Genomic DNA, 26152 nt, shown 5'->3' with positions numbered 1-26152 from the left:
CCCACGGCGTCAGGAGTTCTTCACCCGCGGGCGGGTGATCATCGGGATCCGCACGCGAAAAACCGTTTCGCCGTTGGCGGATTCGGCGCAGACCGTCCCCCCGTGCGCCTTGACGATCGAATTCACGATCGCCAGACCCAGTCCGTGGCCCGCTCCGTTGGAGCGGGCTTTGTCGGCACGGACGAATCGCTCGAACAATCTGGGCAGGACATCGGGGTCGATGTCGGGTCCGTCGTCGGTAACGGTCAATTCGACATAGGGCGCGCTCGGGCCGTCGGGGTCGGCGGACTGATGGCAGGTGATGCCCGTGGTCACCGTAACGTCGGGAGGCGTGTGCACCCAGGCGTTGGTGAGCAGGTTGCTGACGGCCTGATGGAGCCGGGCGTGGTCTCCGGTGACCCACACCGGTTGCTCGGGCAGCTTTTTGACCCACTGGTGCGTCGGTGCCGCGACGGCCGCGTCGTTGACCGCATTCATCACCAGGTTGGTGAAGTCCAGATCTTCGGACTCCAGATCCTGCCCTTCACCGAGGCGGGAGAGCAGCAGCAGTTCGTCGACCAGTGAGGCCATTCGCCGCGCCTCGGACTCGATGCGCGCCAAGGCGTATTCGGTGGTCGGAGGCAGCGCCGAGCTGTCCTGACGGGTCAATTCGGCGTAACCCTGGATAGCCGCCAACGGCGTCCGCAGTTCGTGACTGGCGTCGGTGATGAATTGCCGCATCCGCAAGTCGGATTCGACGCGATGTGCCAGCGCGCTGTCGACGTTGTCGAGCAGTTTGTTGAGGGTGTGCCCGACGATTCCGACCTCGTTGTCGGGGTCGGTGTCTTCGCGCCGGACCCGCACGCTGATCTTGTGGTCTTCGTCGGCCAGAGGCATGGCGGCGACCTCAGCGGCCGTCGCGGCCACGCGGCTCAGCGGGCGTAGGGCGTAACCCACCACCCAGGCGGTCAGCGCGGCCGTGATCACCAACGCGGTGGCCACCAGCAGAGCGGTGGTGAGTTGCTTGCGGGCGATGATCTGGTCGGCGAGGCTCAGGGAAACCCCGACCACCAGCCGGTCGGACCCGGCGGTGCGGCTGTCGACCTGATGCGGGCCGAGGCTGCCCAGGTTCTCGACCCGGGACGGGCCGTCGGTCCACGACTGCGCTTCGATGGCCCGGACGACGTCGGGTGGCGCGGGCCGCGGTTCATCCTCGGAAAAGACCGCCGAGGCAACGACTTTGCCGTCGCGGACAACGGCGATCAGGTTTCCGGGTGTCTGCCCGGTGAACTCTAGCAGGGCCTCGGAGACGGGCGGGTTTCCTTTGTGGATCGAGGTGTGTTCGCCGTTGCGGTACCGGCCGTAAGCGTGCGTGAACGCGTGCATCGACTCGGCGACTTCGGCGTCGTTCATCGCGGTGACGTAGCCACGCAGGGTCAGCACCGAGACGACGCCGACCGCCACCAACACGAGTGTCACCACCGTCAGTACGCCCAGCAACAGCTGCCGGCGCAAAGAACGGGGGAGCCACCGCGGGATTTGGCGGTCCCCCGTCATGCCAAGCTCATTCCGGTGGTCGGAGCATGTATCCAATGCCACGGACGGTGTGGATCATCGGCTCTCTATCGGCGTCGATCTTCTTTCTCAAGTAAGAAATGTACAGGTCGACGATGCTGGTGCGGCCGGCGAAGTCGTAGTTCCACACGCGGTCCAGGATCTCGGTGCGGCTGAGCGCGCGTCGCGGATTGCGCATCAGGAACCGGAGCAATTCGAACTCGGTCGACGACAGCGACATCGGGGTGCCGCCACGGGTGACCTCCCGGCTGGCCGCGTCCAGCTTGAGGTCGCCCACCTTGAGGGACTCGTCGGCGGGCGGGGCCAGGTGGCTGGAACGCCGCAGCAGGCCGCGTAGCCGGGCCACCAGCTCCTCGAGGCTGAACGGCTTGGTCATGTAGTCGTCGGCGCCGGCGGTGAGACCGGTGACTCGGTCCATCACCGAGTCGCGCGCGGTGAGGAACAGGGTGGGCGTGTAGGACTCGGATTCCCGGACCCGCTGCAGGATCTGCAGGCCGTCCACGTCGGGCAGCATGATGTCCAGGACCAGCACGTCGGGGTTGATTCGGTCGAACTTGGCGATGGCCTCGCGCCCGTTGTGGGCGATCTCAACGTCCCAGCCCTCGTAGTGCAGCGCCATCTTGACCAGATTGGTCAGGGCCGGTTCGTCGTCGACCAGCAACACCCGGATCGGTGAACCGTCAGCCCGGTTAATCCGGGGCAACTGCCCCAGAATCGCCTGCCGTGGACGTTGGCTACGCGCGTATCCCTGCATTGCGGTCATATTGGATCATTCTTTCAACCACACATATGGTTGTCACGGTCTTCATAGAAACCTCAAATGTAATGATACCGGGCAACCGTGTCCGAGCGTCGGTCGCGGGTGGGCCGGTGACACTCGGCTACCCGTCGTCAGCTCGTATTGCGGACAGCAAAAGATCTGTGGCACAACCTGATTAGTCGTAACGGCGCACGAGGTGCAGGCTGACCGGGTATCGGGGGAGGGGGCTCAGCGAGCAAATCGCCGGCGCCGTGTGCCGACGCCTATTCCTGTGGACGACATGGTGGCAGCCGGGTCCTCAGCGCGGATGTCCGCCGACTGTTCTGCCCGTGGCCGGATGTGGTGTGCGGGCCCGCGCAACGGCGGTACCCGCTGTCCTCGACTATCGAAACAGTGCCCGCTGGCAAACGATGGGCGAGCGGGCGGGCAGCCCAGAAACGACGTGGCCGCACACCTTGACGGTGTGCGGCCACGCCGTTGATGAAAGCTGTGTCAGGCCCAGCTGGACCCGACGGCGCTGTCGGTCTGCGCCATGTTGTTGCCGGCGCTCTGGACCTTCTGGCCGTGGGCGTTGGCCTGCTCGTAGATCACCTGGAAGTTGCGGCCCAACTGGGCGATGAACTCCTGGCAAGCCACCGAACCGGCGCCGCCCCAGAAGTCACCGGCAGCCAGCACATCGCGAACGATGGACTGGTGCTCGGCCTCCAAGTTCGCGGCCTGTGCGCGGATGAGCGCACCGTGGGCGTCGACGTCGCCGAACTGGTAATTGATCGTCATTTTTCGAAGTCCTTTCCTGGGTCCCGTACTTAGCTGCCGAGGATCTGCTGGGAGGCCTGCTCTTGCTGCTCGTAGTTGTTCGCGTCGCGGATCAGTCCGTCACGAACGCCGTGCAGCATGTTGACGATGTTGCGGAAGGCCGTGTTCATCTGGCCCATGGTGTCCAGCGAGGTGGCCGAGGCCAGACCGCTCCAGCCGGCGCCGGCGATGTTCTGCGAGGACGCCCACATGCGACGGGCCTCGTCCTCGACGGTCTGAGCGTGGGTCTCGAACCGGCCCGCCATGTCGCGCATCGCGTGCGGGTCGGTCATGAAACGTGCTGCCATAGTGCGTCTCCTATCTCGTAGTTGATCGTGCTTGTGCTTGCCGTCCAGCGGTAGAGACTACGGCTCGGCGGCTGATTGCTGGCCTAAACGAGTGACTTGTCCCCCCTTTTTTCTGACGTCACACAACGACCTGCTTGGGCATGACGATCGGCTTGAAGCCGTACCGCGGCCCGGCGTAGGCGCCGGCGCCCTTGGCGGCCGCGGCCATGCCAGGCATGCCGGCCATCATTCCCGGAGCCGCGCCTTCCTCGGGGACGGTCCAGCCGCTGCCCGCCAGCGCGGTTCCGGCCGCCTGCGCCACCGGAGCAGCGCCGGCCCAGCTGGCCGGCACCGACAGGCTCCCGACGAGGGACGCCTCGCCCAGGGCGCCCGCGGCTCCCACCTCGCTGGCCAGGCCGGCGGCCGCGCCCTCGGCCGCGGCCGCCGCCGGGGCGGCCGCCTCCGCGGCTGCGGCCGCGATGTTGGCGTCGATCGTGTGACCGGCGAAGATGCCGTTCGGGATGGCGGCGAACATGAACCACGACGCCGTGACACCGACCTGCTGGATGCCGTTGAAGATCAGCGGGGTGCCAAGGAAGCCGTCCAACGCGGTGAGCGCTTCCTGCACGGGGACAGGCAAGGCATTGAACAGGCCAGTCCCGATCGAGGAGGTGCCGAGGGTCAGGTTGGACAACTCGCTCTGCAGGCCGGTGACGATGTCGCCCAAGGAGGCGGCGGGACCAACGGCCTGGGCAGCAGACACAGCGGCGGCCTGGGCGCCCGCGCCACCCGGGTTGGTGGTCTGTGTCGCCGGCACCAGTGGCTCAAGAACCGCTGCTGCTGCCGCGCCGGCCTGGTAGGTGGTCATCGCGACAACGTCCTGGACCCACATTTCCATGTACTGGGCCTCGGTCGCCATGATCGCCGGCGTGTTGATGCCCAGGAAGTTGGTGGCCACCAGCGCGGCGAGCAATGCCCGGTTGGCCGCGATCACCGGCGGCGGCACCGTCGCGGTGAACGCCGCCTCATAGGCGGCCGCCGATGCGGCGGCCTGGATGCCCGCCTGCTCGGCGGCTGTCGCCGTCGTGGTCAGCCATTCCACGTAGGGCTGGGCGGCAGCGGCCGCCGACGCCGACCCGGCACCGGTCCACTGCTCGGTGGTCAGCGAGGTGATGATCGACTCGTACTGTGCGGCTGTGGTGCTCAGCTCGGAGGCCAGGTTGTTCCAGGCTGCCGCGGCAGCCATGAACGGTCCGGCGCCCGCGCCGCTGTACATGAGCCCGGAGTTCACCTCAGGGGGGAAACCTGCGTAAGACATTTGCTATCCCGTCTCTCTTGGCTTGTTGGTGGTCGCTGGTGGATTCGGTGGCTTAGACGGCAGTCAGTTTCGGCATGACGATCGGCTTCACGCCGTAGCGCGGTGCCCCGAAGCCGGCGCTGTTGCGTGCAGCCGAGGCCAGGCCCGGAACACCGGGGTAGATGCCCCCGGCGCCGGCCGCCGGGGCGGCCGTGATGCTGGCACCGGACAGCGCGGACGGTGCCGTGCTGGACACCAGCGTGGTTCCGGCGGCCCAGCTCGGCGGGGCCGACATCGCGCCGACCAGCGTCGAGTTTCCGACGCTGGCAGCCACCGGACCCACAGCACCACCGGCGCCGGTGAGACCGCCTTCGATTGCCGCACCTTCGACCGCGGCGTCGGCCGCGATGTCTTCGGGGACACCGAAGCCCTCGGGGAACAGGCCACCGCTGGTCAGACCCAGCATGTTCGAGGAGGCCGAGGCGAAGTTACCGATCTCGTAGCTCCCGATGTTGGCCATGTTGCCCGACAAGCTGAACGGCTGCCCGCCGACGCTGGTAACGGGGCCACCGAGCAGCGTGGATATCTGGTTGACGAAGTCGTCAATCGGCGAAGAGGCGGCCGTAGCTGCCGCGGACCCCGTGCCGGAACTCAACGTTGCCGCGGCTGCGTTGGCCGCCTCGGATGACTCGTACGTGCCGCTGCTGAGGCCCAGGGTCTGCACAAACTGCTCTTGCATCGCCTGCGCTTCGGCAGCGATCTGCTGATACAGCGCGCCGTACGCGGTGAAGATGCCGGATTGGATGAGCGAGACCTGGTCGGCGGCCGCCGGCGCGATCGCGGTGGTCGGGGCCGCGGCACCGGCGTTCTGCGCCGCGAGTGCACTGCCGATCGCTCCCAACTGCGCCGCCGCGGCGGCCAATTCTGCGGGCACTGCTGTCAGGAATGACATCTATTGCTCCTTATGGTGTGAAGACATGGCGACCGTTGAATCCCCTGGTCGCCCCTGTGTGTTTGCGTACCGGCCCCTGTGCGTTGGCGTAACGCTAACTAGCCCGAGCTCCACAGTTATGGTCGAAAAGCGCAGCGTGACGGACGTTTACGGCTTCTTAACGAGGGCGCTCGCAGTTTTAACAAGCTCTTGGCGGGCGATACGGCCGCGTCATCTTGCCCATGGGGTCTGGGGCCATCTTTGGGCGCGCGGCGCGCGATCCTACATAGGAAGCGGCTGTCGCGCACGCTAGCGTTTCGGGGTATGCAGCGTCCCGGATCTAGCCTGCGCGCGCTAGATTCGCCACTGTTTATCGTGCAAGCCCCCATAGCCCAATTGGCAGAGGCAGCGGACTTAAAATCCGCCAAGTGTCGGTTCGAGTCCGACTGGGGGCACAGCGTTTTGGCTGGTGAAACCAACGTTTAGCCATGCAGGACGTGATCGGCAAGGCGAAGCACGCCTGCCCGCGTCAGGCTATGCGGGCGCGCCGCGTTCGCGTTCGCGCCGATGCTCAGTCCTCAGACGCTCCGCAAGCGCTGCTCGTTCCTCGGCGAAGCGCTTGGTTTCCTCCGCCGTGAACTCCCACCACATTTTGGTTTGCTCCGGCGTCCAGCTGTCCTCGGGAAGGTCGGCGTCGATGTTTTGGTTTTCCTCCAAGAAGGCGCGGTACAGTTCGCCCATTCTCTGGGTGTGCCGGCCCCGCAGCTGGGCCATCTCCGGACTAATCCGTGCCATAGCTCAACCCCTTATCGCTGAGCGGGAAGACCCCATACCAATTGGATCCTGCCATCAGGGTACGTCCGAGGTCGGGATCTTTGCCGCTCAGCCGAGCAAGCTCATTCGGTGTTGGCCAGTCCTGACCTGGGTCGTTTTCGTCGAGGCGATCCGCTATCCGGCTGAGTACGCGCTTGTCCTCCTCGGCGACCGTGTGATCGTCGATGAGTTCGCTGATGCGTGCCCGGATGTCGGAGAACGAGGCCCACAACTCGCGCGGATCCCAATCGAAGCCTCTCCGCGCCCAGGCATACCCGCCGTTTTGCAGCGCCGCGTGGACCTTTATCACGTCCACCTCCGACCTTCGGTAGTAAATCTCAAGTTCGTCGTACAGCGCGGTGGCGAAACCCCGCCCCTGGGCCGCAGGGCGCAGCGCCAAGTAGTCGTTGCTGACGATCAAGTAGTCGTACCCATCGCGGGCGAACGTCCGCGTGCTCTGGCCAACCACCGCAGCTGGTCCGTCGCAAACAACTCCGTCGATCGTGGCCTCCTGGTAGTAACCGGCGCTTCCGGTCCACTCCACCGCGAACGGCCCGTAGACACCCGACAAGTCGTCGGCCAGTTCGATCACCGGCGTCGTGTTGTGCGGAGGAAGGGCCAACGTGTCGACGATATGGTCGAGACGGTCGGCGTATTTCGATTCCGCCTTGCGACTCCCGCGCGGGAGCTGGCGGTACGCCTGACGGCCAGGCGGGGACATTACTGCAGCCCCGCGTTCGGTGCCTGCCCCTTGGGGTTCGGGTACATGTCGGTATCGTGCGCCCGGCCGGGGTTTATGTGAAGTCACCCCTGTTGGGAATTACCTGCTAATTTTCGGACCGCATCCGACGGAGACAAGCATGGACGGGCGCTACCGCCCCGGCGGCGCCAACCGATACACAGCGCCCGCGTCGTCGTCGGTGATGTACACCGCCCCGTCCGGCCCGACGACGGCCGCGACCGGACGGCCCCAGCGGGATCCGTCCGCGCCCTGAAAACCGCCGACCAAAGTCTGCTGATCGCCGAGACCGCCGTCGCGCCAGGCGAAGAACGACACCTCGGGTGCCTGCGGCGGCTTCCGGTTCCACGAACCGTGGATGCCGACCAGAGCGCCGTCAGCGTAGGGCTGCGGCAGCGCACCCGTGGTGAACGCCAAACCCAACGGCGCCGAGTGCGCACCCATGCTCTGCTCCACTGGCGGCAGCGTCGCGCAGTCCAGCGCAGACCCGTCCTTATTCGTGGTCATGTCGCGGATGAACGGCAAGTTCGCCGGCCCGCCGTCGGGATTGCAATAGGGCCAACCCAATTCGCGTCCGGAAGTCAGCCGGGCGAGCGACTCGGGCGGATGGTCGTTGACGTAGCCGACGTCGACCTTGCCCCCGGGGTCAGGTGTGTTGTCGCGATTGTTGACCGCGGTCCACAACGAGCCGTCCGGCGCGACGGCGAGGCCGGTTCCGTTGCGGACACCGGTCGCGAACGGCTGAGCAGGGCCGCCGCCGGGCGGGATCCGCATGATCGTCGCCCTGGGCGGCGTCGCGGTGCGGTCCTGCGGCGAGATGTTGGCCGTCGAACCGATCGAGAAGTACACCGCGCCATCGGGACCGACGGCCACGCTCTTGAGCGCATGCGCGTAAGCGCCGTGCAGATCGGCGCTGCGCGCGTCGGGCAGGCCGGCGGCGACGGTCCGACGGTTGACGGCCATTCCATTGGAGTAGTCGTAGGCGTCGATCTGATCGCTTTCGGCGACGTACAGCGTCGACCCCGCGAACGCCATGCCATGCGGTTGGTCAAGCCCGCCCAATAGCGTCGACTGTTGAGGCGCCGCAACGGATTTCGGGGTCAGCTTGACGATCTGCCCGCTGGCCGGGACCGACACCAGCAGGGCGCCATCGGGCGTCCAGGTCGCCAAGCGCGCCTTGGGGATTCGCGCCCACACCGACATCGTCCAGCCATCGGGAATCAGCGCCTGCCGCGGTTGGTCGAGCGGTGCTTTCGCCAGATCGGCGCCGACGCTGACTGGGGCGGACACCAGCTTGCCTGGCGCCGCCGCGGGCGGCGCAGACCGGGCGGGGGACGAATCATGCGACGGGCTCGAGCACGCTGCCAGCAAGAGGATGCCGACCAGGGCAGCGGCGACTACGTCACGCGGAGTTGGGATGCGCACGCGATGACGCATACCCGGCGCGGTCGCGGTCGACGCGAAGTCTTGCCCAGGGTGAGACACTCTCTAGATGGCCGACAGCGCTGCCGAGCGCGGCCGAATGGCCGAGCGGCGGGTACAGGAATTAGCGGCGCAACTCCGTCAGCTGACGAGTGAGGGGCGCTCGTCGACGGAGTCCGCCGAAGTGGCTCGCGAGCATGCCGAGGAATCGCTGCGACGTTCGGCCGAGGCCCACCGTGCGGCCGCCAGCCGGCACCAGGAAGCGGCGTTGGTGCACGAAGAAGCCGCCTCCGTTCACGAGCGGGCGGCCGCGGAAGGCATCGGCGACGTCCAAGAGCACCTCCGTTCGGCGGCTCGGCACCGCGAGGCCGCTGATGCCGACCGACGCGCGGCGCTGCAGGACAACGCTGACGCCCAGGCCGACGAGTAGCAGGCAAAGCCGCAGGTCCCGGGCGGTCTTGGCGGCCACTCCCAACCCCGGGATACGCTCCGGGGCATGCATAGCCAGCAGGGCACACGTGTGGAAACTCAGCCCCCGGGTAACCCAGCGGCGATATGACTACCGCACGGACACAACCGGATCAGCGTGAACTCGACGGAATCCGGCGGATCGTCGACTCCATTTCCGAGGCGTTCGCCGCCAAGATCGTCGGGCAACAGGAGTTGCGGGAATCGCTGCTGATCGGGCTGCTCGCCGGCGGTCACGTTCTGCTGGAAAGCGTCCCCGGCCTGGCCAAGACCACCGCCGCCAAGGTGCTCGCCGAATCGATTCACGGCCGTTTCCAACGGATCCAATGCACGCCTGACCTGCTGCCCAGCGACATCATCGGCACCCAGATATATGACTCGTCGACCAACTCGTTCGTCACTCAACTGGGTCCCGTGCACGCCAACATCGTGCTGCTCGACGAGATCAACCGATCCAGCGCCAAGACCCAGAGCGCGATGCTCGAAGCGATGGAGGAACGGCAGACCACGATCGCCGGCCAGGTGCACACGCTCGGGGACCCGTTCCTGGTCATCGCGACCCAGAACCCCGTCGACCAGGAAGGCACCTACCCGCTGTCCGAGGCGCAGACCGACCGCTTCCTGCTGAAGGAGATCGTGCGCTACCCCTCTCCCGAGGAAGAGGTGGAAGTGATGGCGCGGATCGACGCCGGCGTCTACGACACCCGACGACCCACCGCGCCCGTCGTCAGCCTCGATGACGTGCTGCGCCTGCAGGAAGTCGTACGCCACGTCTACATGGACCGGGCGCTGATGCTCTACGCCAGCCAACTGGTCGACCTGACCCGCCACCCCGGCCGGGCGCTGCCCAAGCAGGTCGCGCGCCTGGTCGAGTACGGCGCCAGCCCCCGCGCCACCATCGCCTTCTGCCGGGCGGCGCGGGCCCAGGCGGTGCTGTCCGGGCGGGCACACGTACTGCCGGAGGACATCGCCAAACTCGCGCACCGGGTGCTGCGGCACCGGCTCATCCTCGGCTTCGAAGCGGCCAGCGCCAACGTCACTCCCGAGACAGTGATCGACGCCGCCCTGCGGGCCGTCCGGGTGCCCTGAGTTCGCCTTGGGCAAGCACCTCAACCGGGCCAAAGCCCACTTCGGCACCGACACCCGCGGGCTGCTCGAAGGCGGCCGCTACGCCCTGTCGCACACGCGCAGCATGGAATTCGACGACCTGCGCCCCTATGTTCCCGGCGACGACGTCCGCGACATCGACTGGAAGGCCTCCGCGCGGTCGGGCAGCGTGCTCATCAAACGGTTCATCTCGGAGAAGCACCACAAGATCCTGCTGGTGGCCGACGCCGGTCGCAACATGTCGGCGCTGGCCCCCAGCGGGGAGTACAAGCGCGACGTGGCCGCCCACATCATGGGCGCCGTCGGGTTGATCGGCCTGCGGCGCTCCGATCAGATCGGCATGGTTTTCGGCGACAGCCGCGGCTCGGTGAACGTTCCCCAGCGCCGCGGCGAAACTCACGTCGAGGGACTGCTGCACCGCTGGTACCAGCACACCATGACCAGCCCCGGCCCCCGCGCCATCGCCGCCCAACTCGATTACGTCGCAACGCATTACCGCCACACCATGCTGATCGTCGTGGTCTCCGACGAACCCGATGTCGACGAGGAACTCAACGGAGTGCTCGCCAGGCTCAGCGGGCGCCACGACATGCTGTGGGCGATGGTGTCCGACATGCCCGCAGTTGGCCCGGACAACATCGACGGGTACGACGTCGCCACCGGCCGATTCGTCCTGAATGGAGCCGACCTGGGTCCCCGGGTCGTCGCCGCCTACCGCCGCGCCGAGCAGGCCCGCCGCGACCGCCTGGCAAAGTTCCTGACCCGTCGTGCGATTCCGCACGCGACAATCGCCGGCAGCGACGACATCCGCCGCGAACTCGTCGGCCTGACCGAGGTGGCCGGCCGTGCCGGATGACCTGCTGCACCACGTCTTCGGTCCGCAGCCCTACTCAGCGCAGTGGCTGGTGTGGGCCGTGCTCCTGATCGTTGCCGTCATCGGTTGGTACGCAGGCATTTTCGTGTGGACGCTGCCATCGCACCGGCTGCGCCGCATCCCCGTCGTGCGGCGGATACACGCCCGGGTGATCCGCGACCGCTTCGCTCGCCGCGTGCGACACCTCGCCGACGAACACCGCGCCGGCCGGATGTCGGCGCCGCAGGCCAGCGCGGCGATCGCCCGGACGGTACGCAGCTTTCTGCACCAGGCAACCGGTGCCCGGGCGCAGTACCTCCATGTCGGCGCCCTGACCGATGGGCACCTTGACGCGGCCGCGCCCCTGCTGACTCTGCTCGACGATGCGCAGTTCAACGCCGAGACGAGCGTCGACGTCGGCGACGCGAGTGCCATGGCGCAGGAGTTGATCCGCTCGTGGACCTGAAGTGGTGGCCGGTAGCGGCCGTCGGATCAGGCTGCTTCGTGGTCGCCGTCGTGCTGGCCGCGGTGCTGCCGATGACCGCCGCCCGCCGGCGGTTACGCCCGCTGGCCAACATCGCACGATTGACCCGGTTGCCCGAATACGCCCGCGTGGCCCGGCTGCGTTCACTGTCGACCATCGTGACCCTGGTGGTGCTGACGGTCATGTTCGGCGCCGCCATGTGGGCGGCGTCCCGCCCAGCGGCGGCCGGTGAAAACTTCGATGCCGCAACGCCCGAGGACATCATGCTGTGTGTCGGGCAGCCGCTGCCCGATCGCGCAACGGTGGAGATGCTGGACTACTTCGCGCAACAGGCCGGCGCGGCGCCGCAGACCCAACGCATCGGTCTCACATCGGTGAACCGCCGGCTGGTGCCACTGACGCGGGACCATCAGTACGCCGTGTCACGGTTCGGCGAGTTCGCTCGAGCGCCCAGGTTGCAGTCGGCGTTCTTCGCGCCGGCGGTGCCGTACACCGACTACGCAACGAGTGTGGAAGATGCTCTGGCGCTGTGCATTTCGGGATTCCCGCACTTCGAGCAGCGCGGGGCGCAACGCCGTTCGGTGATTTATCTGGGGCCGTCGGATCTGCGCATGGCGGGGGAGCCACGCGCCGCGCTGTTCACCGGCAGTGCGGTGCGCGATCTAGCCGAGCGTGCCGGGGTCCAGCTCAATGTGGTCGACACGGCACCGTCGCCGAAGAGCGGCTCGTTGCTCGCGCTCACCGAGCAGACCGGCGGACGGTACCTCGTGCCGGGGTCGGTGTCCGGAGCCCTTGACGACATCCGGGCGCACAACAGCCCGGGACGCCACGGCGCCGTCGCCAAAGCGGACTCCGCGGACCAACCGGTGGTGCCGCTGGCGATCGCGCTGTTCTCGGCGACCGTGCTTTCGGTGGCGCTGATGGGGTTGCGCCGGTGACGTTCCAACCCGTATTGCCCTGGCCGATTTTGGCTGTTGTCGCCGGCGCGCTGGTCCTGGCGCGCGTGGTTGCGCTGCGCCAGGTGCTGCTGTCGGCCGGAGGCAGACGTGTCCGCACGGTGCTGCGCTGGGGCGGGGTGACGCTGGCGGTGCTGCTGGTGATCGCCGCCGCCACCCGCCCCGCGCTCCAAGACGACAAGACCCGCGGCGGCACTACAGCCGCGGCCGGGGAGAACCTCAATGTCTTTCTGATCGTGGATCGATCGGTGGACTCGGACGTGATGACAGGTATGCGCGACGACATCGCGGCCTTCATCAAGCAGTACCCGGCGGCGCGCTACGCGCTCATCGACTTCGCCTCCCGGGCCACGCTGGATTGGCCACTCTCCGACGACGTCTGGAGTCTGCGGCCCACCATCGCCGCTCTGAATTCCTACCGCGGCGGTCCGAATGCGGGACTCGACGTCGACGCCGCGGCGGCGAGCAACGTGCTGCGGTATCAGCTCATTCAGGCGGCCCAGCAGTATCCGGGTACGCGAAATGTCGTGCTGTACTTCGGTTCCGGCGCGCCCGGATCGCGTGCTCCGCAGGGCGACTTCAACAGCGGGTCGGTCGACGGCGGAGCGGTGCTGGGATACGGCGGCACCGATGCGATCGACGAAGCCGAACTGCGGAAAGTGGCGGGCCAGCTCGTCGTGCCTTACCAGCACCGCGAGCCCGGTCAGCCCCTGCAGCCGGACCTGCCCGACCGCCCGAGCGCCGCCGGCGCCCGCGCTGAGGCCGGCGCCCTGTTCGAGTTGTACTGGCTGCCCGCGCTGCTCGCCGCGGTACTGCTGCTGAGCGAGATCTACCTCTCGGTTCGCGAGTTCCGGCGCAACCGTCTCACCCGGAGGGACGCGGCATGACGCTGCGACCGGCACGGCTGCGGCTGCGACGGCGGCTGCTGATCTACTCGGCTCCGCTGGTTCTCGTCGTGGTGCTGGTCGTCGCGAAACTGATATCGGTTGTGGTGGCCGGGGATTCGGCTGCGTCGGCTTTCCAGCGCGGCGACGCGGGTGCCCTCCGGGACGATGCGGGGGTGCTCGGCGTGGCCAACGTCATCGAGCCCGCCAAGGCGCCGTTCGCCGCGGGCGCCGCCGCCGTGCTTGACGGACGGCTCGACGAGGCGGAACGGGAATTCACCGCAGCGCTGGCCCGCACCGCCACCGCAGACTCCTGCCCGGTACGGGTCAACCTCGAACTGGTCCGTGAAACCCAGGGCGACCGCGCCGTGGCGGCCGGTGACCGGTCACGCGCCGACGAACGCTACGCGAGCGCGCTGACCGTCATCGGTGACTCACCGCAGGCCTGTTTCGCCGACAACAAGGACCCGGACACCGAGCGGCAGGGCATCCGTCGCGATGCGGCAAAACGGTTGACGGACAAGAGGAATGCGCTGAACGCGCCGCCGGCTGCCGCCCTGCAGCCCCCACCCCCACCTCCACCACCGGCTCCGGTGGTGCTCCCACTGCCGGTCGCCGTATCACCCGACGGGCGAGAGATCCCCCCACGCCGGCTCGACCCCACTGAGGGTGATCCGCTGGATAAGTTGCAGCAGGTGCTGCAGGACGCGGCGGGCGCGGCACCGCCGGGCTAGGGCTTCGTCTCCGCGTTGACTCTGCGCGGAGGGCGGATTCGTGCGAGTGCACACCGCCCTGGCCGCAGACTCAAAGCCATGCGCAGCGAGCGACTGCGCGGGAGCAGAAGTGGGTAATCACGATCCCAGCGCGGGCGTGCCGCGTTATGAATCCGGCGACTATCAGGAAGGGCATCGAATGGTTCATCAAGAGGGCGGCCGTTGGGATGTCGGTATCGAGAGCAACGCGGTTTACCTGGAGCGCATCTCTGAGAGCGACGATCAACTGTTCGAGGATGCGTTGGAACCTGAAGAAGCTCGTCAACTCGCCGGGTTGTTGACGAAGTACGCGGACAAGCTGGACGAGGCCAGGGAGTCCGGCGATGTCGACGAGGACAGCGAAGACGACGAAGACGACGACAAGGACGACGAAGAAGACGAAGACGATGACGACGAAGACGACGAAGACGACGACGATGACGATGACGATGACGACGATGACGACGAGGACGACGACGATGAGGACGACGAGGACGACAAAGACGACAAGTAAATCTCGTCGCACAGCGTGATCACCCTGTGCCGATGTAGCAACTAACGACCCCTTGACAGGGGCCTTAATGCCCTGGTAGCACCCGGTATTGCGAGGTAATGTCCGACGTACCGCCAGGTCGGGATTTGTAGCGTGCCCGGACCGGACGGAGATAACCTCGCTAAGGGAGCACAGAGATGTTGAACAGCGTACCGATGCACAAGAACGGGGTCTCTCAGCGGCGCACGCAGGATGCGGAGCTACTCAAGAAGTCTGGCGCGCACAAGCTCGTGGTCGCCGATCGCGACGGCAACTGCTTGGCGTTTGTACTGGCTTGGGACAGCTTCGAGTACGACCCGGAGACCGACACCTATGTGTGCGTCGCCGACAGCGACGGCCGGGAACTCATGACGATGTACACCACCGGCGAAATCAAGGCCGCCCCCGGTGCGAACATGTACGTCGTCACGGCCCCTGACGCAACCACTCGCAGTAGGCCGTTGCAGGCTTTGTAGTTCCGGAGTTCTGGCCTGGGACGCTCCGGGCAATTTTCTTCGCGGCCGGCGTGATGCACGCGCCGGCTTGCGCTTGCACCGGTTAAGAGGCGGATGTCGTTGGGGGATGTTCACGCGGCGATGGTTATGATAGACCGTTCGTACGGTTAGTCTACGCCAAAGGTGTTAAATGCCCAGATCACCTGGCAGACGTAGTGAGATCCTTGACGCGTTTGTCCGCTACGTCGCCGAACGTGGTTATGAGAGAACAAATATCGGTGATATCGCCGATGAGTTGGGCATGTCGAAGGGCACCATCGTTCACCACTTCGGCACCAAGGCTCAGATGCTGCGGGAGCTGACCGAAGCCCATCTGGCCAGTCAGCTCGATGTGTTGCGGATGGTGTGGGATCGGGTAGGGGCCCCGCACGAGCGCATCGCCGCAATCATTTTCACCTCCGCACTGCTGCAGGTGATGTCCCGCGACGCGACGGTGGCAAGCCAGCGCGAGGTGGTTCAGTTGGCGGACGATCCGGCAATGCAGCAGGTGCGCAAGTTGCGCCATCAACTGCAGGCACTCACCATCGACGAGATTCGCAGCGGAGTGGATTCCGGTGTATTCCGCAGTGTGGACGTCGATCTCGCGGCACTACAGCTGTGGGGATCGCTCGAATGGATGTGGGTGTGGTTCGACCCCAACGACTCGCGAACCCCCGAACGAGTCGGGGCCGCCTTCGTGGACGTGTTCCTCGGCGGACTCTTACTGGACCGGCTGGGTCTGAGCAAGTGGGCCAGTCCGTCATCCGACGTCGTCTCGGTGGTACGCGAGTGCCTCAACGCGGTGACCGGTAGCTCGAACTGACCGGTTGAACACCGAATCTTCCGATTTGCGTGGCGAATTGGCCGCTGGGTCGCCACGCGCTCGATATTGACTGTACGTATAGTCTTCGTCCCGCGGCGTAGCCCCCTGAAACCACACGGCGATCGCGGAATTCGACGAAATGTGCTGCTCAGCCCAGGTACGCGTGGCGAACTGGCGACCGGGATCGAGATGCCCCGATCCCGCAGCGACACCGACATTTCGCAATCTGTTGACTGCACGTACGGTCTAGTGCCATAGTTGCGCGGTGGCGCAATCGCGGGCGGCATCGATCCGACGGGTGGGGACCGGGACTGCCGGTCAGCCGAAGCACGTGGTCCACCGGCAGGACGGCGTCACGGCTCACCACCACACCGTAGTGTCCCGAAATACGATGTCCAGCAGCCGAATCGAGCGCCGAAAGGCCGTTCGGCCAACCGCCTTCGGGAGTCCATGCCGATGACCGCCTCACACACCATGGCCGGCCGGGTGGGCAACAAGATCCGGCCGGGCACCGAAGTGGCCGGCGGGTTCTTCCGAATGTGCGTGCTGACCGCCAAAGCCCTGAAACGGCCGTTCGAGTGGCGCGAGTTCATCTGGATCGGCTGGTTCCTGATGCGGGTGTCGCTGCTGCCCACCATCGCGGTATCGATCCCCGAAACCGTGCTGCTCATCTTCACCCTCAACGTCCTGCTGGCCGAGTTCGGTGCGGCCGACGTCTCCGGGGCCGGCGCGGGCATCGGCGCCGTCACCCAGTTGGGCCCGATCGTGACGGTGCTGGTCGTCGCCGGCGCCGGTGGTACTGCCATCTGCGCCGACCTCGGTGCGCGCACCATCCGCGAGGAGATCGATGCCCTCGAAGTGCTCGGCATCGACCCGATCCACCGTCTGGTGCTGCCCCGGGTCGTCGCCTCGACGATCGTCGCCGTGCTGCTCAACGGGTTGGTGATCGCCGTCGGATTGGGCGGCGGCTACCTGTTCAGCGTGTACCTGCAGAACGTCTCGAGCGGTGCATATCTCTCCACCCTGACCGCCCTCACCGGCCTGCCCGAAGTGGTGATCGCCAACATCAAGGCGGCCACCTTCGGGCTGATCGCCGGCCTCGTCGGTTGTTATCGCGGGTTGATCGTCCGCGGCGGGTCCAAAGGCCTGGGCACGGCCGTCAACGAGACGGTTGTGCTCTGTTTCATCGCCCTGTTCGCGGTCAACGCGGCCCTGACCACAATCGGCGTCAGATTCGGAACGGGGCGCTGACATGGCCACTGCCACAACGTATCTCAAACTTCCCCGAGCAAACCTCGGCCGCTACGGCGAAGCCCCGGTCAAGGTGTTGCTCGAGATCGGGCAGATGGTCTGGTTCGCGGTGACCGCGGTCGCCCAGATTCCGTTCGCCCTGCGTCGCTACCCCAAAGAGCTGATACGCATGGTCGCCCAGATGGGGATGGGTACCGGTGCTATGGCCGTGGCCGGTGGCACGGCCGCGATCGTCGGGTTCATCACCCTCTCCGCGGGCTCGTTGGTCGCCATCCAGGGCTACGCGTCGCTGGGGAACATCGGTGTCGAGGCCTTCACCGGCTTTCTGGCCGCAATGGTCAATGTCCGGTTCGTGGCGCCGGTGGCCGCCGGTCAGGCGCTGGCAGCCACGGTTGGCGCCGGCGCCACCGCCGAACTGGGCGCCATGCGCATCAGCGAAGAGATCGACGCGCTGGAAGTGATGAGTGTCAGGTCGATCGCCTTCCTGGCGTCCACCCGGGTGGTGGCGGGTCTCATCGTCATCATCCCGCTCTACGCGTTGGGCATCACCATGGCCTTCGTGTCCACGCAGGTCACCACCGTTTTCTTGTACGGGCAGTCCGCGGGCACGTATAACCACTATTTCCACACGTTCCTGCGTCTCAACGATGTGGGCTGGTCGTTCGCCGAGGTGATCCTCGTCGCGTTGGTGGTGATGACCACGCACTCCTACTACGGCTACACCGCTCACGGCGGGCCGGTCGGGGTCGGCGAGGCGGTCGGTCGGTCGATGCGGCTGTCTTTGATCACGATCGTCGTCGTGGTTGTGCTGACCGCGATGGCGGTCTACGGCAAGAACCCGAACTTCAACCTCACCGTGTAGACATGACCGCCCCAGTCAAAGAGAATCCACCGCGCATCCCGCCGTACAAGACCGCCGCGGTGGCATTCCTCGTCGTCTTCTCAGTTGTGTTGGGATTCGTGTGGTTTCAGTTCCGGGGCAAGCTGACGCCGAAGACGCCGCTGACCATGGTGGCTCCCCGGGCCGGCCTGGTGATGGACCCGGGATCGAAGGTCACCTACAACGGGGTCGAAATCGGCCGTGTCACCAACATCTCCGAGATCCAGCGCGACGGCGTGCCGGTGGCCAAGTTCTCGATGGAAGTCAATCCGGAGTACATCAGGCTGATTCCGGCCAATGTGGAGGCCAACATCAAGGCCACCACCGTCTTCGGCAACAAGTTCGTATCCCTCAACTCTCCGAAAAATCCTACGGCGCAGCGTATTTCATCGAAGCAGGAGATCGATGCGAGGTCGGTGACCACCGAGTTCAATACCCTTTTCGAGACCCTCACCGCGATAGCGGAGAAGGTTGACCCGATCAAGCTGAACTTGACGTTGTCCGCGGCCGCGCAGGCCCTGGCCGGGCTGGGCGACAAGTTCGGGCAGTCGATCGTCAACGCCAACGCCATCCTCGACGACATCAACCCCCGAATGCCGCAGGTGCGGCACGACATTCAGCAGCTCGCCGCCCTGGCCGACACCTACAACAACGCCGCGCCGGATCTCTTCAACGCCCTGGACCACGCGGTCGTGACCGCGCGCACACTGCACCGGCAGGAAGCCGAACTGGATTCCGCTCTGCTGGCCGCCGCCGGCCTGGGAGACACCGGTGCAGACATCTTCACCCGGGGTGGGCCCTACCTGCAGCGCGGCATCTCCGATCTGCTTCCGACCGCCCAGCTGTTCGACACCTACAGTCCCGAAATCTTCTGCACCATCCGGAATTACCGCGACGCCGAGCCGGCGGCATACGCGACGACGGGCGGCGGCAACGGCTACGGGCTGAAAACCATGACCGAACTGACGTCGGGGTTGGGTGGCATCCTGACGCTGCCCGGGCTGACCGGCGCGGTGCTCTCGCAGGGACTCCTGGGGGTGGCCGGGCTGGTCGGCGGTTCACCGAATCCCTATACCTATCCGGAGAATCTGCCGCGGGTGAACGCCCATGGTGGACCGGGCGGCGCGCCGGGCTGTTGGCAGCCGATCAACCATGACTTCTGGCCGGCGCCGAGCCTGGTGGTGGACACCGGCGCCAGCCTCGCACCGTACAACCACGTGGACACCGGTTCGCCATACGCACTCGAGTACGTGTGGGGCCGCCAAGTCGGGGACAACACGATCAACCCATGAAAATCACCGGCAGCGCAATCAAACTCGGCATCGTCTCGCTGGTGCTGACCCTGATCGTCGTATCGATCTTCGTGGTGTTCGCGCAGCTGCGCTTCATCAGCACCAACACCTATTCCGCGGAGTTCGCCAACGGCAGCGGCCTGAAAGACGGCCAGTTCGTGCGCGCCTCCGGAGTGGAGATCGGCAAGGTCAAATCCGTAAACCTGATCGATGGTGGCAACCGGGTGCGGGTCGACTTCGCCATCGACCGCTCGATCCAGCTGTACCAGTCGACCACCGCGCAGATCCGCTATCTCGACCTGCTCGGCAACCGCTTCGTCGAACTCAAGCGGGGGATGGGTGACGGAGCAGACCAGATATTGCCAGCGGGCGGACTGATTCCGCTGTCCCGGACGTCACCGGCCCTGGACCTCGACGCCCTGATTGGTGGATTCAAGCCGCTGTTCAAGGCCCTGGAACCGGACAAGGTCAACACCATCGCCTCGTCGATCATCACCGTGTTCCAGGGTCAGGGCGGAACCATCAACGACATCCTGGACCAGACCGCGCAGCTCACCTCGCACCTCGCCGAACGCGACGAGGCGATCGGCGAGGTGGTCAAGAATCTGAACATCGTGCTGGACACCACTGTTCGGCACCGCCAGGAGTTCGACGAGACGATCGACAACTTCGAGAGGCTGATCACCGGTCTGGAGAACCACGCCGATCCGCTGGCGGCGGGACTGGCCAACATCAGCAACGCCGCCGGCACGGTGTCGGAACTGCTGGCGGACAACCGTGCGCTGTTGCACAAGGAGATCAACTACCTGCAGGCCTTCCAGCAGCCGCTCATCGATCAACGCGAGCAGCTCAGTGACCTGATCCACAAGACCCCCACCGCGCTGAACCTGATCGGACGCAGCATCGGTCTGTACGGCGACTGGGTGAACTTTTACCTCTGCGACCTCTCCATCCGGTGGAACGGACTGCAGGGCGGCGGCCCGGTTCGCACGGTCCGGATCTGGAAGCAGTCGACGGGCAGGTGCACGGCCCAATGAGGACACTCACCGAATTCAACCGCAACCGGGTCGGTCTGATGGGCATCGCGGTACTGGTGCTCGTCGTAATCGTCGGCCAGAGCTTCACCAGCGTCCCGATGATGTTCGCGACCCCGGCCTTCTACGGGCAGTTCACCGAATCGGGTCAGTTGAACAAAAACGACAAGGTGCGCATCACCGGGGTCAATGTCGGAAAAGTGGAGGGCATCGAGGTCGAGGGCGACCACGTCCTGGTCAAATTCTCCATCGGCGGCAACAAAATCGGCACCGAAAGCCGGCTGGCGATCAAGACGGACACCATCCTGGGTAAGAAAGTACTCGAGATCGAGCCGCGGGGAACCAAGGTCCTGCGGCCCGGAGGTGTGCTGCCGCTGGGCCAAAGCACTACGCCCTATCAGCTCTACGACGCGAACTTCGACATCACCAGGGCCGCAACCGGATGGAACATCGACACCGTCAAGCAATCGCTGAATGTCCTGTCCCAGACCATCGATCAGACCTACCCGCACATCAGTGCCGCCCTCGACGGCGTGGCCAGGTTCTCCGACACTATCGGCAAACGCGATGACGAGATCAAACATCTGCTCGCGCAAGCCAATCAGGTAGCCAGCGTGCTCGGTGACCGCAGCGAACAGATCAACCGACTGCTGGTCAACGCAAAGACACTGCTGGTGGCTTTCAACGAACGCGGCCGGGCCATCGACTCTCTGCTACAGAACATTTCGGGTGTTGCGGCACAGATAAAGGGATTCATCAACGACAACCCGAACCTGAACGCGGCGCTGGAGCAGCTGCACACCCTGACCGACGTGCTGGTACAGCGCAAGGACGATCTGGCTCAAACGCTCACGTTCGTAAGCCAATTCGCCGCGGGGCTGGGCGAGTCCGTCGCGTCGGGGCCGTTCTTCAAGATCGTCCTGTCCAACCTGCTGCCGTTCTGGATGCTGCAGCCGTTCGTCGATGCCGCGTTCAAGAAGCGCGGCCTGGATCCGGAGGAATTCTGGCGCAGCGCCGGCCTTCCCGCGTTCCGCTTCCCCGATCCCAACGGCACCCGGTTCCCCAACGGCGCTCCACCTCCCGCGCCGCAGGTGCTGGAAGGCACCCCGGAGCACCCCGGGCCGGCCGTCCCACCAGGAACCGCGTGTTCGTATACCCCGGCGGCCGACGCGTTGCCACGCCCGTGGAATCCGTTGCCCTGCGCGGGCGTTGACGTGGGTCCGTTCGGCGGCAGCTTCCCGGCCCCGCTCGACGTACAGACCTCGCCGCCGAACCCGAACGGCCTACCTCCGACGCCGGGGATCCCGATCGCCGGCCGCCCCGGTGAGCCGCCGCCAGACGTCCCGGGCACACCGGTGCCGCTGCCGCCCAATGCGCCACCGGGCGCGCGCACCGAAGGAACGACGGGAGGTCAGAGTTGAGCATCAATATCGCGCACCGCAGGATGCGGACCCGCAACCTCATCGCGTCGGTGGTGGTGGTGCTGGGCCTGGTCGCCGCATTCGTCGGCTGGCAGCTTTATCAGAAGCTGAGCAACAACACCGTGGTCGCCTACCTGCCCACGGCGATCGCGCTGTACTCCGGTGACAAAGTCCAGATCATGGGCGTGCGGGTCGGTTCCATCGACTCCATCGAACCGGCCGGCGACAAGATGAAGGTGACGTTTCACTACGCCAACAAATACAAGGTGCCCGCCAACGCGTCCGCGGTGATCGTCAACCCAACTTTGGTGGCATCCCGCAGCATTCAGTTGGAGCCCCCCTATCGGGGTGGTCCGGTGATGACCGACCACGCGGTGATTCCCATCGAGCGCACCCAGGTGCCGACGGAGTGGGATGAACTGCGCGCCAGCGTCGCCAACATCATCGACAAGCTGGGTCCGACACCCGAACAGCCCAAGGGCCCGTTCGGCGACGTGATCGAGTCTTTCGCCGATGGGCTGGCCGGCAAGGGCAAGCAGTTCAACACCACGCTGGACAGCCTGTCGCGAGCGCTGACCGCCCTGAACCAGGGCCGGGGTGACTTCTTCGCGGTGGTGCGCAGTCTGGCGCGGTTCGTCAACGCGCTGCACAAGGACGACAGGCAGTTCGTCGCGCTGAACACCAACCTGGCCCAATTCACCGACAAACTGACCAGTTCCGATCGTGCGCTCGCCGATGCCCTTCAGCAGTTCGACGGGCTGCTCGCCACGCTGCGTCCCTTCCTGACCCAGAACCGTGAGGTGCTCGCCCAGGACATCGGCAACCTGTCCACCCTGACCACCACGCTGGTCCAACCCGAACCGCTGAACGGTCTGGAAACCGCCCTGCACGTGCTGCCGACTCTGGAGACCAACCTCAGCCAGATCTACCACCCGTCCCACGGCGCGGTCATGTCGATACCGGCCATCCCCAACTTCGCGAACCCAATGCAGTTCATGTGCAGCATGATTCAGGCCGGTAGCCGACTGGGCTACCAAGACTCGGCCGAGTTGTGTGCGCAATATCTGGCGCCCGTTCTCGATGCGATCAAGTTCAACTACCTGCCCTTTGGCTTGAACCTGTTCAGCACGGCCGAGACGCTCCCCAAAGAGGTCGCCTACTCCGAGCCGCGGTTGCAGCCGCCGAACGGCTACAAAGACACCACGGTGCCAGGGATCTGGGTACCCGACACCCCCTTCTCGCACCGCAACACCCAGCCCGGCTGGGTGGTCGCGCCAGGCATGCAGGGCGCCCAGGTGGGGCCGATCACGGCGGGCCTGCTGACCCCCGAATCACTGGCCGAACTGATGGGCGGCACGGACATCGCGCCACCGGAGTCGGGGCTGCAGACCCCGCCCGGCCCACCGAACGCCTACGACGAGTACCCGGTACTGCCGCCGATCGGCCTGCAGGCGCAGGTGCCCATTCCGCCGCCGCCACCCGGGCCGGGGGTGATCCCGGGCCCGCTCGCACCGGCCCCGGCGCTGCCCGGACCGCCGTTGCCCGCGGAGGCGGCCGTGGCGGCAGGAGCGGGCTCATGAAAGCCCGCATCCGCCAGGCGCTGGCCCTCGTCGTGTCCACCCTGGCACTCACCTCGTGCGCGAATTGGCGTGGCGTAGCTAATATTCCGATGCCCGGCGGTCCGGGTAGCGGGTCCGGCTCCTACACGGTCTACGTGCAGATGGCCGACACGCTCGCCCTGAACACCAACAGCCGGATCCGGGTCGCCGATGTGTTCGTCGGGACGGTGCGCGCGATCGAATTGAAGAACTGGGTAGCGACCCTGACGCTTCGCCTCGACAAGAACGTCAAACTTCCCAGGAACGCCACGGCCAAGATCGGGCAGACCAGCCTGCTGGGCTCACAACACATCGAGCTGGCCGCGCCACCCGATCCGTCTTCCGAGCGGCTGCGGCCGGGAGACACCATCCCGCTGAAGAACACGTCAACGTATCCGACGACCGAGCAGACGCTGGCGAGTCTGGCCATGATCTTGCGCGGGGGCGGCGTGCCGAATGTGGAAGTGTTGCAGAACGAGGTCTACGACATCGTGCATGGTCGGGCCAACGAGCTCAGGGCATTCCTCGGGAAGCTGGACACGTTCACCGCCCGGCTCGACGAGCAACGCTACGACATCACGCGGGCGATCGACTCCAGCAACCGGCTGCTGAGTTATGTGGGTCGTCGCGCGGATGTTCTCAACCGGGTTCTCACCGATTTCCCGCCGCTGCTCAAGCATTTCGCGGACAAGCAAAATCTGCTGATCAATGCGGTCGACTCGGTGGGGCGACTCGGCGAGGTCGCCAACCAGTACCTGTCGCCCTCGCGTGGCGACCTGCACCAGGACCTGGTGGCGCTGCAGTGTCCGTTGCGGGAGTTCGGCCGCGCCGCACCGTATCTGGTCCAGGCGCTGAAGCTGATGCTGGTCCGGCCGTTCGACGTCGACTCCGTGCCCAAGGCGTTCCGCGGCGACTACTTCAACCTGTCGCTCACGCTCGACCTCACCATGAGTGCCGTCGACAACGCTGTCCTCACCGGGACGGGCTTCTCCGGAGCGCTGCGCGCACTCGAGCAATCCTGGGGCCGTGACCCGGAGACGATGATTCCCGACGTCCGCTACACGCCGAACCCCAACGACGCCCCCGGCGGCCCGCTGGTCGAACGGGCGGACAGACAATGCTGACTCGCTTCATCTGGCGCCAGATCTTCCTGTTCACCCTGATCAGTCTGGTCACGGCAGTTGCGTTGGGCTGGTACTACTTACGGATTCCCACCGCAGCGGGCATCGGCCAGTACACGTTGCACGCCGCCCTGCCCACCTCCGGCGGTCTGTACAAGACGGCCAACGTCACCTATCGCGGAGAAACCATCGGCACGGTCACTTCCGTCGAGCCGACGGAAAACGGTGCGCTCGCGACGATGAGCATCGCGGAACGCTTCAAAATCCCAGTCGACGCGTCGGCCAACGTCCGTTCCATGTCGGCGGTCGGCGAGCAGTACCTGGACCTGGTGTCGGCGGGCAACCCGGGTAGGTACTTCTCGCCCGGACAAACCATCAACAAAGGCACCGTGCCCAGTGAGATCGGGCCGGCGCTGGACGCCGCCAACCGCGGTCTGGCCGCGCTGCCCACCGGCAAGATTCCGGCGCTGCTCGACGAAACAGCCCAAGCCGTAGGCGGATTGGGGCCGGCGCTGCAGCGGCTGGTCGATGCGACGCAGGCGATCGCCGGCGACTTCAAAGCCAACATGACCGAAATCGACGACATCATCCAGAACTCCGGGCCGATCATCGACAGCCAGGTCGAGTCCGGTGACGCGATCGGGCGCTGGTCGCACAACCTGGACACCCTCGCCGCGCAGGCCGCGGAGAACGATCCGCACGTACAGAGCATCCTGAACCAGGCGACGCCGACCACCGATCTGGTGAACGCGGTGTTCAGCGATGTGCGCGAGTCGCTGCCGCAGACACTGGCGAATCTGGAGATCGTGCTGGAAATGCTCAAGCGGTACCACAAGGGCGTCGAGCAACTGCTGGTCGCCTATCCGCAGGGTGCCTCCGAAGGCCAGACGGTGACGTCGGCGTTTCCCGGGTTCGCCTCGCTAGGCACTCACCTGACGATCAATCAGCCGCCACCATGTCTGACCGGTTTCCTCCCGGCGCCGCAGTGGCGGTCCCCGGCAGACACCAGCCTCCAGCCGATGCCGGCCGGAACGTATTGCAAGATCCCGCAGGACACTCCGTCCAACGCCGTGCGCGGAGCGCGAAACCTGCCGTGCGTCGACGTGCCCGGCAAACGTGCTGCAACGCCGCGGGAATGCCGCGACTCCAAACCCTATGAGCCAGCAGGCACCAACCCCTGGTACGGCGACCCGAATCAGATTCTGACCTGCCCGGCGGCCGCGGCCCGATGCGACCAGCCGGTCAAACCGGGACAGGTGATCCCGGCTCCGTCGATCAACAACGGCATGAACCCGGCGCCCGCCGACCGGGTGCCCGGCACGCCGCCGCCGGTCAGCGACCCGCTGTCGCGGCCGCATTCGGGCTCGGTGGTGTGCAACGGCCAGCAGCCCAATCCCTGCGTCTACACCGGGAATGAACCGCCGGTGGCCGTCTACAGCCCGCAGCGCGGTGAATTGGTCGGGCCCGACGGAGTCAGATATGCCGTCGAGAACTCGACCAGGACCGGGGACGACGGCTGGCGGGACATGCTATCGCCGCACAACTGATTGACACTGACCGCACGTACAGTCATATAATGAGCTAGTGACCCGCAGCCACGTCGG

General features: G+C 66.0%; 27 protein-coding genes and 1 tRNA gene. 19 read left to right on the top strand and 9 right to left on the bottom strand.

The window, feature by feature from the left end; all coding sequences use genetic code 11:
• Nucleotides 1–9: 9 nt before the first annotated feature.
• From C0J29_RS24505 to C0J29_RS24480, 6 genes are all read right to left on the bottom strand, one after another.
• The gene (locus C0J29_RS24505) at nt 10–1536 is read right to left on the bottom strand and encodes a sensor histidine kinase (RefSeq protein ID WP_120793833.1); all 1527 of its coding nucleotides are present in this window, start codon (nt 1534–1536) and stop codon (nt 10–12) included.
• 7 nt (nt 1537–1543) lie between these two features.
• The gene (locus C0J29_RS24500) at nt 1544–2317 is read right to left on the bottom strand and encodes a response regulator transcription factor (RefSeq protein WP_055581208.1); all 774 of its coding nucleotides are present in this window, start codon (nt 2315–2317) and stop codon (nt 1544–1546) included.
• A gap of 489 nt (nt 2318–2806) precedes the next feature.
• Nucleotides 2807–3091, bottom strand: coding sequence for a WXG100 family type VII secretion target (locus tag C0J29_RS24495; protein WP_065049602.1), 285 nt, complete (start codon nt 3089–3091; stop codon nt 2807–2809).
• A gap of 29 nt (nt 3092–3120) precedes the next feature.
• Complete coding sequence (locus tag C0J29_RS24490) at nt 3121–3417, bottom strand: WXG100 family type VII secretion target (protein ID WP_120793832.1); 297 nt, start codon at nt 3415–3417, stop codon at nt 3121–3123.
• 118 nt (nt 3418–3535) lie between these two features.
• Complete coding sequence (locus tag C0J29_RS24485; RefSeq protein WP_120793831.1) at nt 3536–4714, bottom strand: PPE family protein; 1179 nt, start codon at nt 4712–4714, stop codon at nt 3536–3538.
• A gap of 52 nt (nt 4715–4766) precedes the next feature.
• Nucleotides 4767–5645, bottom strand: a complete 879-nt coding sequence (locus tag C0J29_RS24480) for a PPE family protein, SVP subgroup (RefSeq protein WP_120793830.1) — start codon at nt 5643–5645, stop codon at nt 4767–4769.
• A 360-nt stretch (nt 5646–6005) separates the two neighbouring features.
• On the opposite strand from C0J29_RS24480, the gene C0J29_RS24475 reads away from it, so the two are divergent.
• Nucleotides 6006–6079, top strand: a tRNA-Leu gene (locus C0J29_RS24475).
• Nucleotides 6080–6158: 79 nt separating this feature from the next.
• Here C0J29_RS24475 and C0J29_RS24470 read toward each other — a convergent pair.
• The 3 genes from C0J29_RS24470 to C0J29_RS24460 form a co-directional block, all read right to left on the bottom strand.
• Entirely contained in the window at nt 6159–6365 is a 207-nt protein-coding gene (locus C0J29_RS24470) for a hypothetical protein (protein WP_162951546.1), read from the bottom strand.
• 40 nt (nt 6366–6405) lie between these two features.
• Nucleotides 6406–7158, bottom strand: a complete 753-nt coding sequence (locus C0J29_RS24465) for a hypothetical protein (protein WP_120793828.1) — start codon at nt 7156–7158, stop codon at nt 6406–6408.
• A 150-nt stretch (nt 7159–7308) separates the two neighbouring features.
• Nucleotides 7309–8613 (bottom strand): PQQ-dependent sugar dehydrogenase, encoded by a 1305-nt coding sequence (locus C0J29_RS24460; RefSeq protein ID WP_120793827.1) that lies wholly within the window; start codon nt 8611–8613, stop codon nt 7309–7311.
• A gap of 55 nt (nt 8614–8668) precedes the next feature.
• On the opposite strand from C0J29_RS24460, the gene C0J29_RS24455 reads away from it, so the two are divergent.
• The 18 genes from C0J29_RS24455 (at nt 8669) to C0J29_RS24370 (ending at nt 26095) form a co-directional block, all read left to right on the top strand.
• Nucleotides 8669–9028, top strand: coding sequence for a hypothetical protein (locus C0J29_RS24455; protein WP_120793826.1), 360 nt, complete (start codon nt 8669–8671; stop codon nt 9026–9028).
• Between the two features lie 125 nt (nt 9029–9153).
• Entirely contained in the window at nt 9154–10155 is a 1002-nt protein-coding gene (locus C0J29_RS24450; protein ID WP_120793825.1) for an AAA family ATPase, read from the top strand.
• Nucleotides 10156–10162: 7 nt separating this feature from the next.
• Nucleotides 10163–11029 carry a DUF58 domain-containing protein gene (locus C0J29_RS24445; protein ID WP_120793824.1) on the top strand — a complete coding sequence of 289 codons (867 nt, stop codon included), beginning with the start codon at nt 10163–10165 and terminating at the stop codon, nt 11027–11029.
• Nucleotides 11019–11492: a hypothetical protein gene (locus C0J29_RS24440; protein WP_120793823.1), complete on the top strand. Its 474-nt coding sequence runs from the start codon at nt 11019–11021 to the stop codon at nt 11490–11492. The genes C0J29_RS24445 and C0J29_RS24440 overlap by 11 nt, the downstream gene beginning before the upstream one ends.
• Nucleotides 11483–12448: a hypothetical protein gene (locus tag C0J29_RS24435; protein ID WP_242460537.1), complete on the top strand. Its 966-nt coding sequence runs from the start codon at nt 11483–11485 to the stop codon at nt 12446–12448. The genes C0J29_RS24440 and C0J29_RS24435 overlap by 10 nt, the downstream gene beginning before the upstream one ends.
• On the top strand, nt 12445–13353 hold the full coding sequence (locus tag C0J29_RS24430) for a vWA domain-containing protein (RefSeq protein WP_120793822.1): 909 nt from the start codon (nt 12445–12447) through the stop codon (nt 13351–13353). Before C0J29_RS24435 ends, C0J29_RS24430 begins: the two co-directional genes overlap by 4 nt.
• Entirely contained in the window at nt 13350–14084 is a 735-nt protein-coding gene (locus C0J29_RS24425; protein ID WP_120793821.1) for a hypothetical protein, read from the top strand. The genes C0J29_RS24430 and C0J29_RS24425 overlap by 4 nt, the downstream gene beginning before the upstream one ends.
• Nucleotides 14085–14193: 109 nt before the next feature.
• Nucleotides 14194–14616, top strand: coding sequence for a hypothetical protein (locus C0J29_RS32970; protein ID WP_242460536.1), 423 nt, complete (start codon nt 14194–14196; stop codon nt 14614–14616).
• Between the two features lie 176 nt (nt 14617–14792).
• Nucleotides 14793–15110, top strand: coding sequence for a hypothetical protein (locus tag C0J29_RS24415; protein WP_231513449.1), 318 nt, complete (start codon nt 14793–14795; stop codon nt 15108–15110).
• A 169-nt stretch (nt 15111–15279) separates the two neighbouring features.
• On the top strand, nt 15280–15951 hold the full coding sequence (locus C0J29_RS24410) for a TetR/AcrR family transcriptional regulator (RefSeq protein WP_120793820.1): 672 nt from the start codon (nt 15280–15282) through the stop codon (nt 15949–15951).
• Nucleotides 15952–16407: 456 nt separating this feature from the next.
• Complete coding sequence (locus tag C0J29_RS24405) at nt 16408–17202, top strand: MlaE family ABC transporter permease (RefSeq protein ID WP_065045047.1); 795 nt, start codon at nt 16408–16410, stop codon at nt 17200–17202.
• A 1-nt stretch (nt 17203) separates the two neighbouring features.
• Complete coding sequence (locus tag C0J29_RS24400) at nt 17204–18064, top strand: MlaE family ABC transporter permease (RefSeq protein WP_120793819.1); 861 nt, start codon at nt 17204–17206, stop codon at nt 18062–18064.
• Between the two features lie 2 nt (nt 18065–18066).
• Nucleotides 18067–19374 carry an MCE family protein gene (locus C0J29_RS24395; protein WP_120793818.1) on the top strand — a complete coding sequence of 436 codons (1308 nt, stop codon included), beginning with the start codon at nt 18067–18069 and terminating at the stop codon, nt 19372–19374.
• Nucleotides 19371–20411, top strand: a complete 1041-nt coding sequence (locus C0J29_RS24390; RefSeq protein ID WP_065045029.1) for a virulence factor Mce family protein — start codon at nt 19371–19373, stop codon at nt 20409–20411. Before C0J29_RS24395 ends, C0J29_RS24390 begins: the two co-directional genes overlap by 4 nt.
• A complete protein-coding gene (locus tag C0J29_RS24385; RefSeq protein ID WP_120793817.1) occupies nt 20408–21829 on the top strand; it encodes a virulence factor Mce family protein in 1422 nt (473 codons plus the stop codon). Before C0J29_RS24390 ends, C0J29_RS24385 begins: the two co-directional genes overlap by 4 nt.
• Before the next feature lie 23 nt (nt 21830–21852).
• Nucleotides 21853–23409, top strand: a complete 1557-nt coding sequence (locus tag C0J29_RS24380; RefSeq protein WP_120793816.1) for a virulence factor Mce family protein — start codon at nt 21853–21855, stop codon at nt 23407–23409.
• On the top strand, nt 23406–24551 hold the full coding sequence (locus C0J29_RS24375) for a virulence factor Mce family protein (RefSeq protein WP_120793815.1): 1146 nt from the start codon (nt 23406–23408) through the stop codon (nt 24549–24551). The genes C0J29_RS24380 and C0J29_RS24375 overlap by 4 nt, the downstream gene beginning before the upstream one ends.
• Complete coding sequence (locus C0J29_RS24370) at nt 24545–26095, top strand: MCE family protein (protein ID WP_120793814.1); 1551 nt, start codon at nt 24545–24547, stop codon at nt 26093–26095. The genes C0J29_RS24375 and C0J29_RS24370 overlap by 7 nt, the downstream gene beginning before the upstream one ends.
• The last annotated feature ends 57 nt before the right edge of the window (nt 26096–26152 follow it).

Origin of the sequence: Mycobacterium paragordonae (assembly GCF_003614435.1) — a bacterium.
Lineage (GTDB): Bacteria > Actinomycetota > Actinomycetes > Mycobacteriales > Mycobacteriaceae > Mycobacterium > Mycobacterium paragordonae.
Note: the sequence above shows the minus strand (reverse complement) of the source record. Positions and strands in the feature narration are given on the sequence as shown.

Bases quoted from the DNA above. Each gene is read 5' to 3' on its own strand.
- C0J29_RS24425 (WP_120793821.1), top strand. From the start codon at position 13,350: ATGACGCTGCGACCGGCACGGCTGCGGCTGCGACGGCGGCTGCTGATC.
- C0J29_RS24390 (WP_065045029.1), top strand. From the start codon at position 19,371: ATGAAAATCACCGGCAGCGCAATCAAACTCGGCATCGTCTCGCTGGTG.
- C0J29_RS24375 (WP_120793815.1), top strand. From the start codon at position 23,406: ATGAAAGCCCGCATCCGCCAGGCGCTGGCCCTCGTCGTGTCCACCCTG.
- C0J29_RS24410 (WP_120793820.1), top strand. From the start codon at position 15,280: ATGCCCAGATCACCTGGCAGACGTAGTGAGATCCTTGACGCGTTTGTC.
- C0J29_RS24460 (WP_120793827.1), bottom strand. From the start codon at position 8,613: ATGCGTCATCGCGTGCGCATCCCAACTCCGCGTGACGTAGTCGCCGCT.
- C0J29_RS24380 (WP_120793816.1), top strand. From the start codon at position 21,853: ATGCGGACCCGCAACCTCATCGCGTCGGTGGTGGTGGTGCTGGGCCTG.
- C0J29_RS24395 (WP_120793818.1), top strand. From the start codon at position 18,067: ATGACCGCCCCAGTCAAAGAGAATCCACCGCGCATCCCGCCGTACAAG.
- C0J29_RS24500 (WP_055581208.1), bottom strand. From the start codon at position 2,317: ATGACCGCAATGCAGGGATACGCGCGTAGCCAACGTCCACGGCAGGCG.
- C0J29_RS24400 (WP_120793819.1), top strand. From the start codon at position 17,204: ATGGCCACTGCCACAACGTATCTCAAACTTCCCCGAGCAAACCTCGGC.
- C0J29_RS24385 (WP_120793817.1), top strand. From the start codon at position 20,408: ATGAGGACACTCACCGAATTCAACCGCAACCGGGTCGGTCTGATGGGC.
- C0J29_RS24450 (WP_120793825.1), top strand. From the start codon at position 9,154: ATGACTACCGCACGGACACAACCGGATCAGCGTGAACTCGACGGAATC.
- C0J29_RS24415 (WP_231513449.1), top strand. From the start codon at position 14,793: ATGTTGAACAGCGTACCGATGCACAAGAACGGGGTCTCTCAGCGGCGC.
- C0J29_RS24465 (WP_120793828.1), bottom strand. From the start codon at position 7,158: ATGTCCCCGCCTGGCCGTCAGGCGTACCGCCAGCTCCCGCGCGGGAGT.
- C0J29_RS24485 (WP_120793831.1), bottom strand. From the start codon at position 4,714: ATGTCTTACGCAGGTTTCCCCCCTGAGGTGAACTCCGGGCTCATGTAC.
- C0J29_RS24370 (WP_120793814.1), top strand. From the start codon at position 24,545: ATGCTGACTCGCTTCATCTGGCGCCAGATCTTCCTGTTCACCCTGATC.
- C0J29_RS24470 (WP_162951546.1), bottom strand. From the start codon at position 6,365: ATGGGCGAACTGTACCGCGCCTTCTTGGAGGAAAACCAAAACATCGAC.
- C0J29_RS24490 (WP_120793832.1), bottom strand. From the start codon at position 3,417: ATGGCAGCACGTTTCATGACCGACCCGCACGCGATGCGCGACATGGCG.
- C0J29_RS24480 (WP_120793830.1), bottom strand. From the start codon at position 5,645: ATGTCATTCCTGACAGCAGTGCCCGCAGAATTGGCCGCCGCGGCGGCG.
- C0J29_RS24405 (WP_065045047.1), top strand. From the start codon at position 16,408: ATGACCGCCTCACACACCATGGCCGGCCGGGTGGGCAACAAGATCCGG.
- C0J29_RS24505 (WP_120793833.1), bottom strand. From the start codon at position 1,536: ATGACGGGGGACCGCCAAATCCCGCGGTGGCTCCCCCGTTCTTTGCGC.
- C0J29_RS24495 (WP_065049602.1), bottom strand. From the start codon at position 3,091: ATGACGATCAATTACCAGTTCGGCGACGTCGACGCCCACGGTGCGCTC.
- C0J29_RS24455 (WP_120793826.1), top strand. From the start codon at position 8,669: ATGGCCGACAGCGCTGCCGAGCGCGGCCGAATGGCCGAGCGGCGGGTA.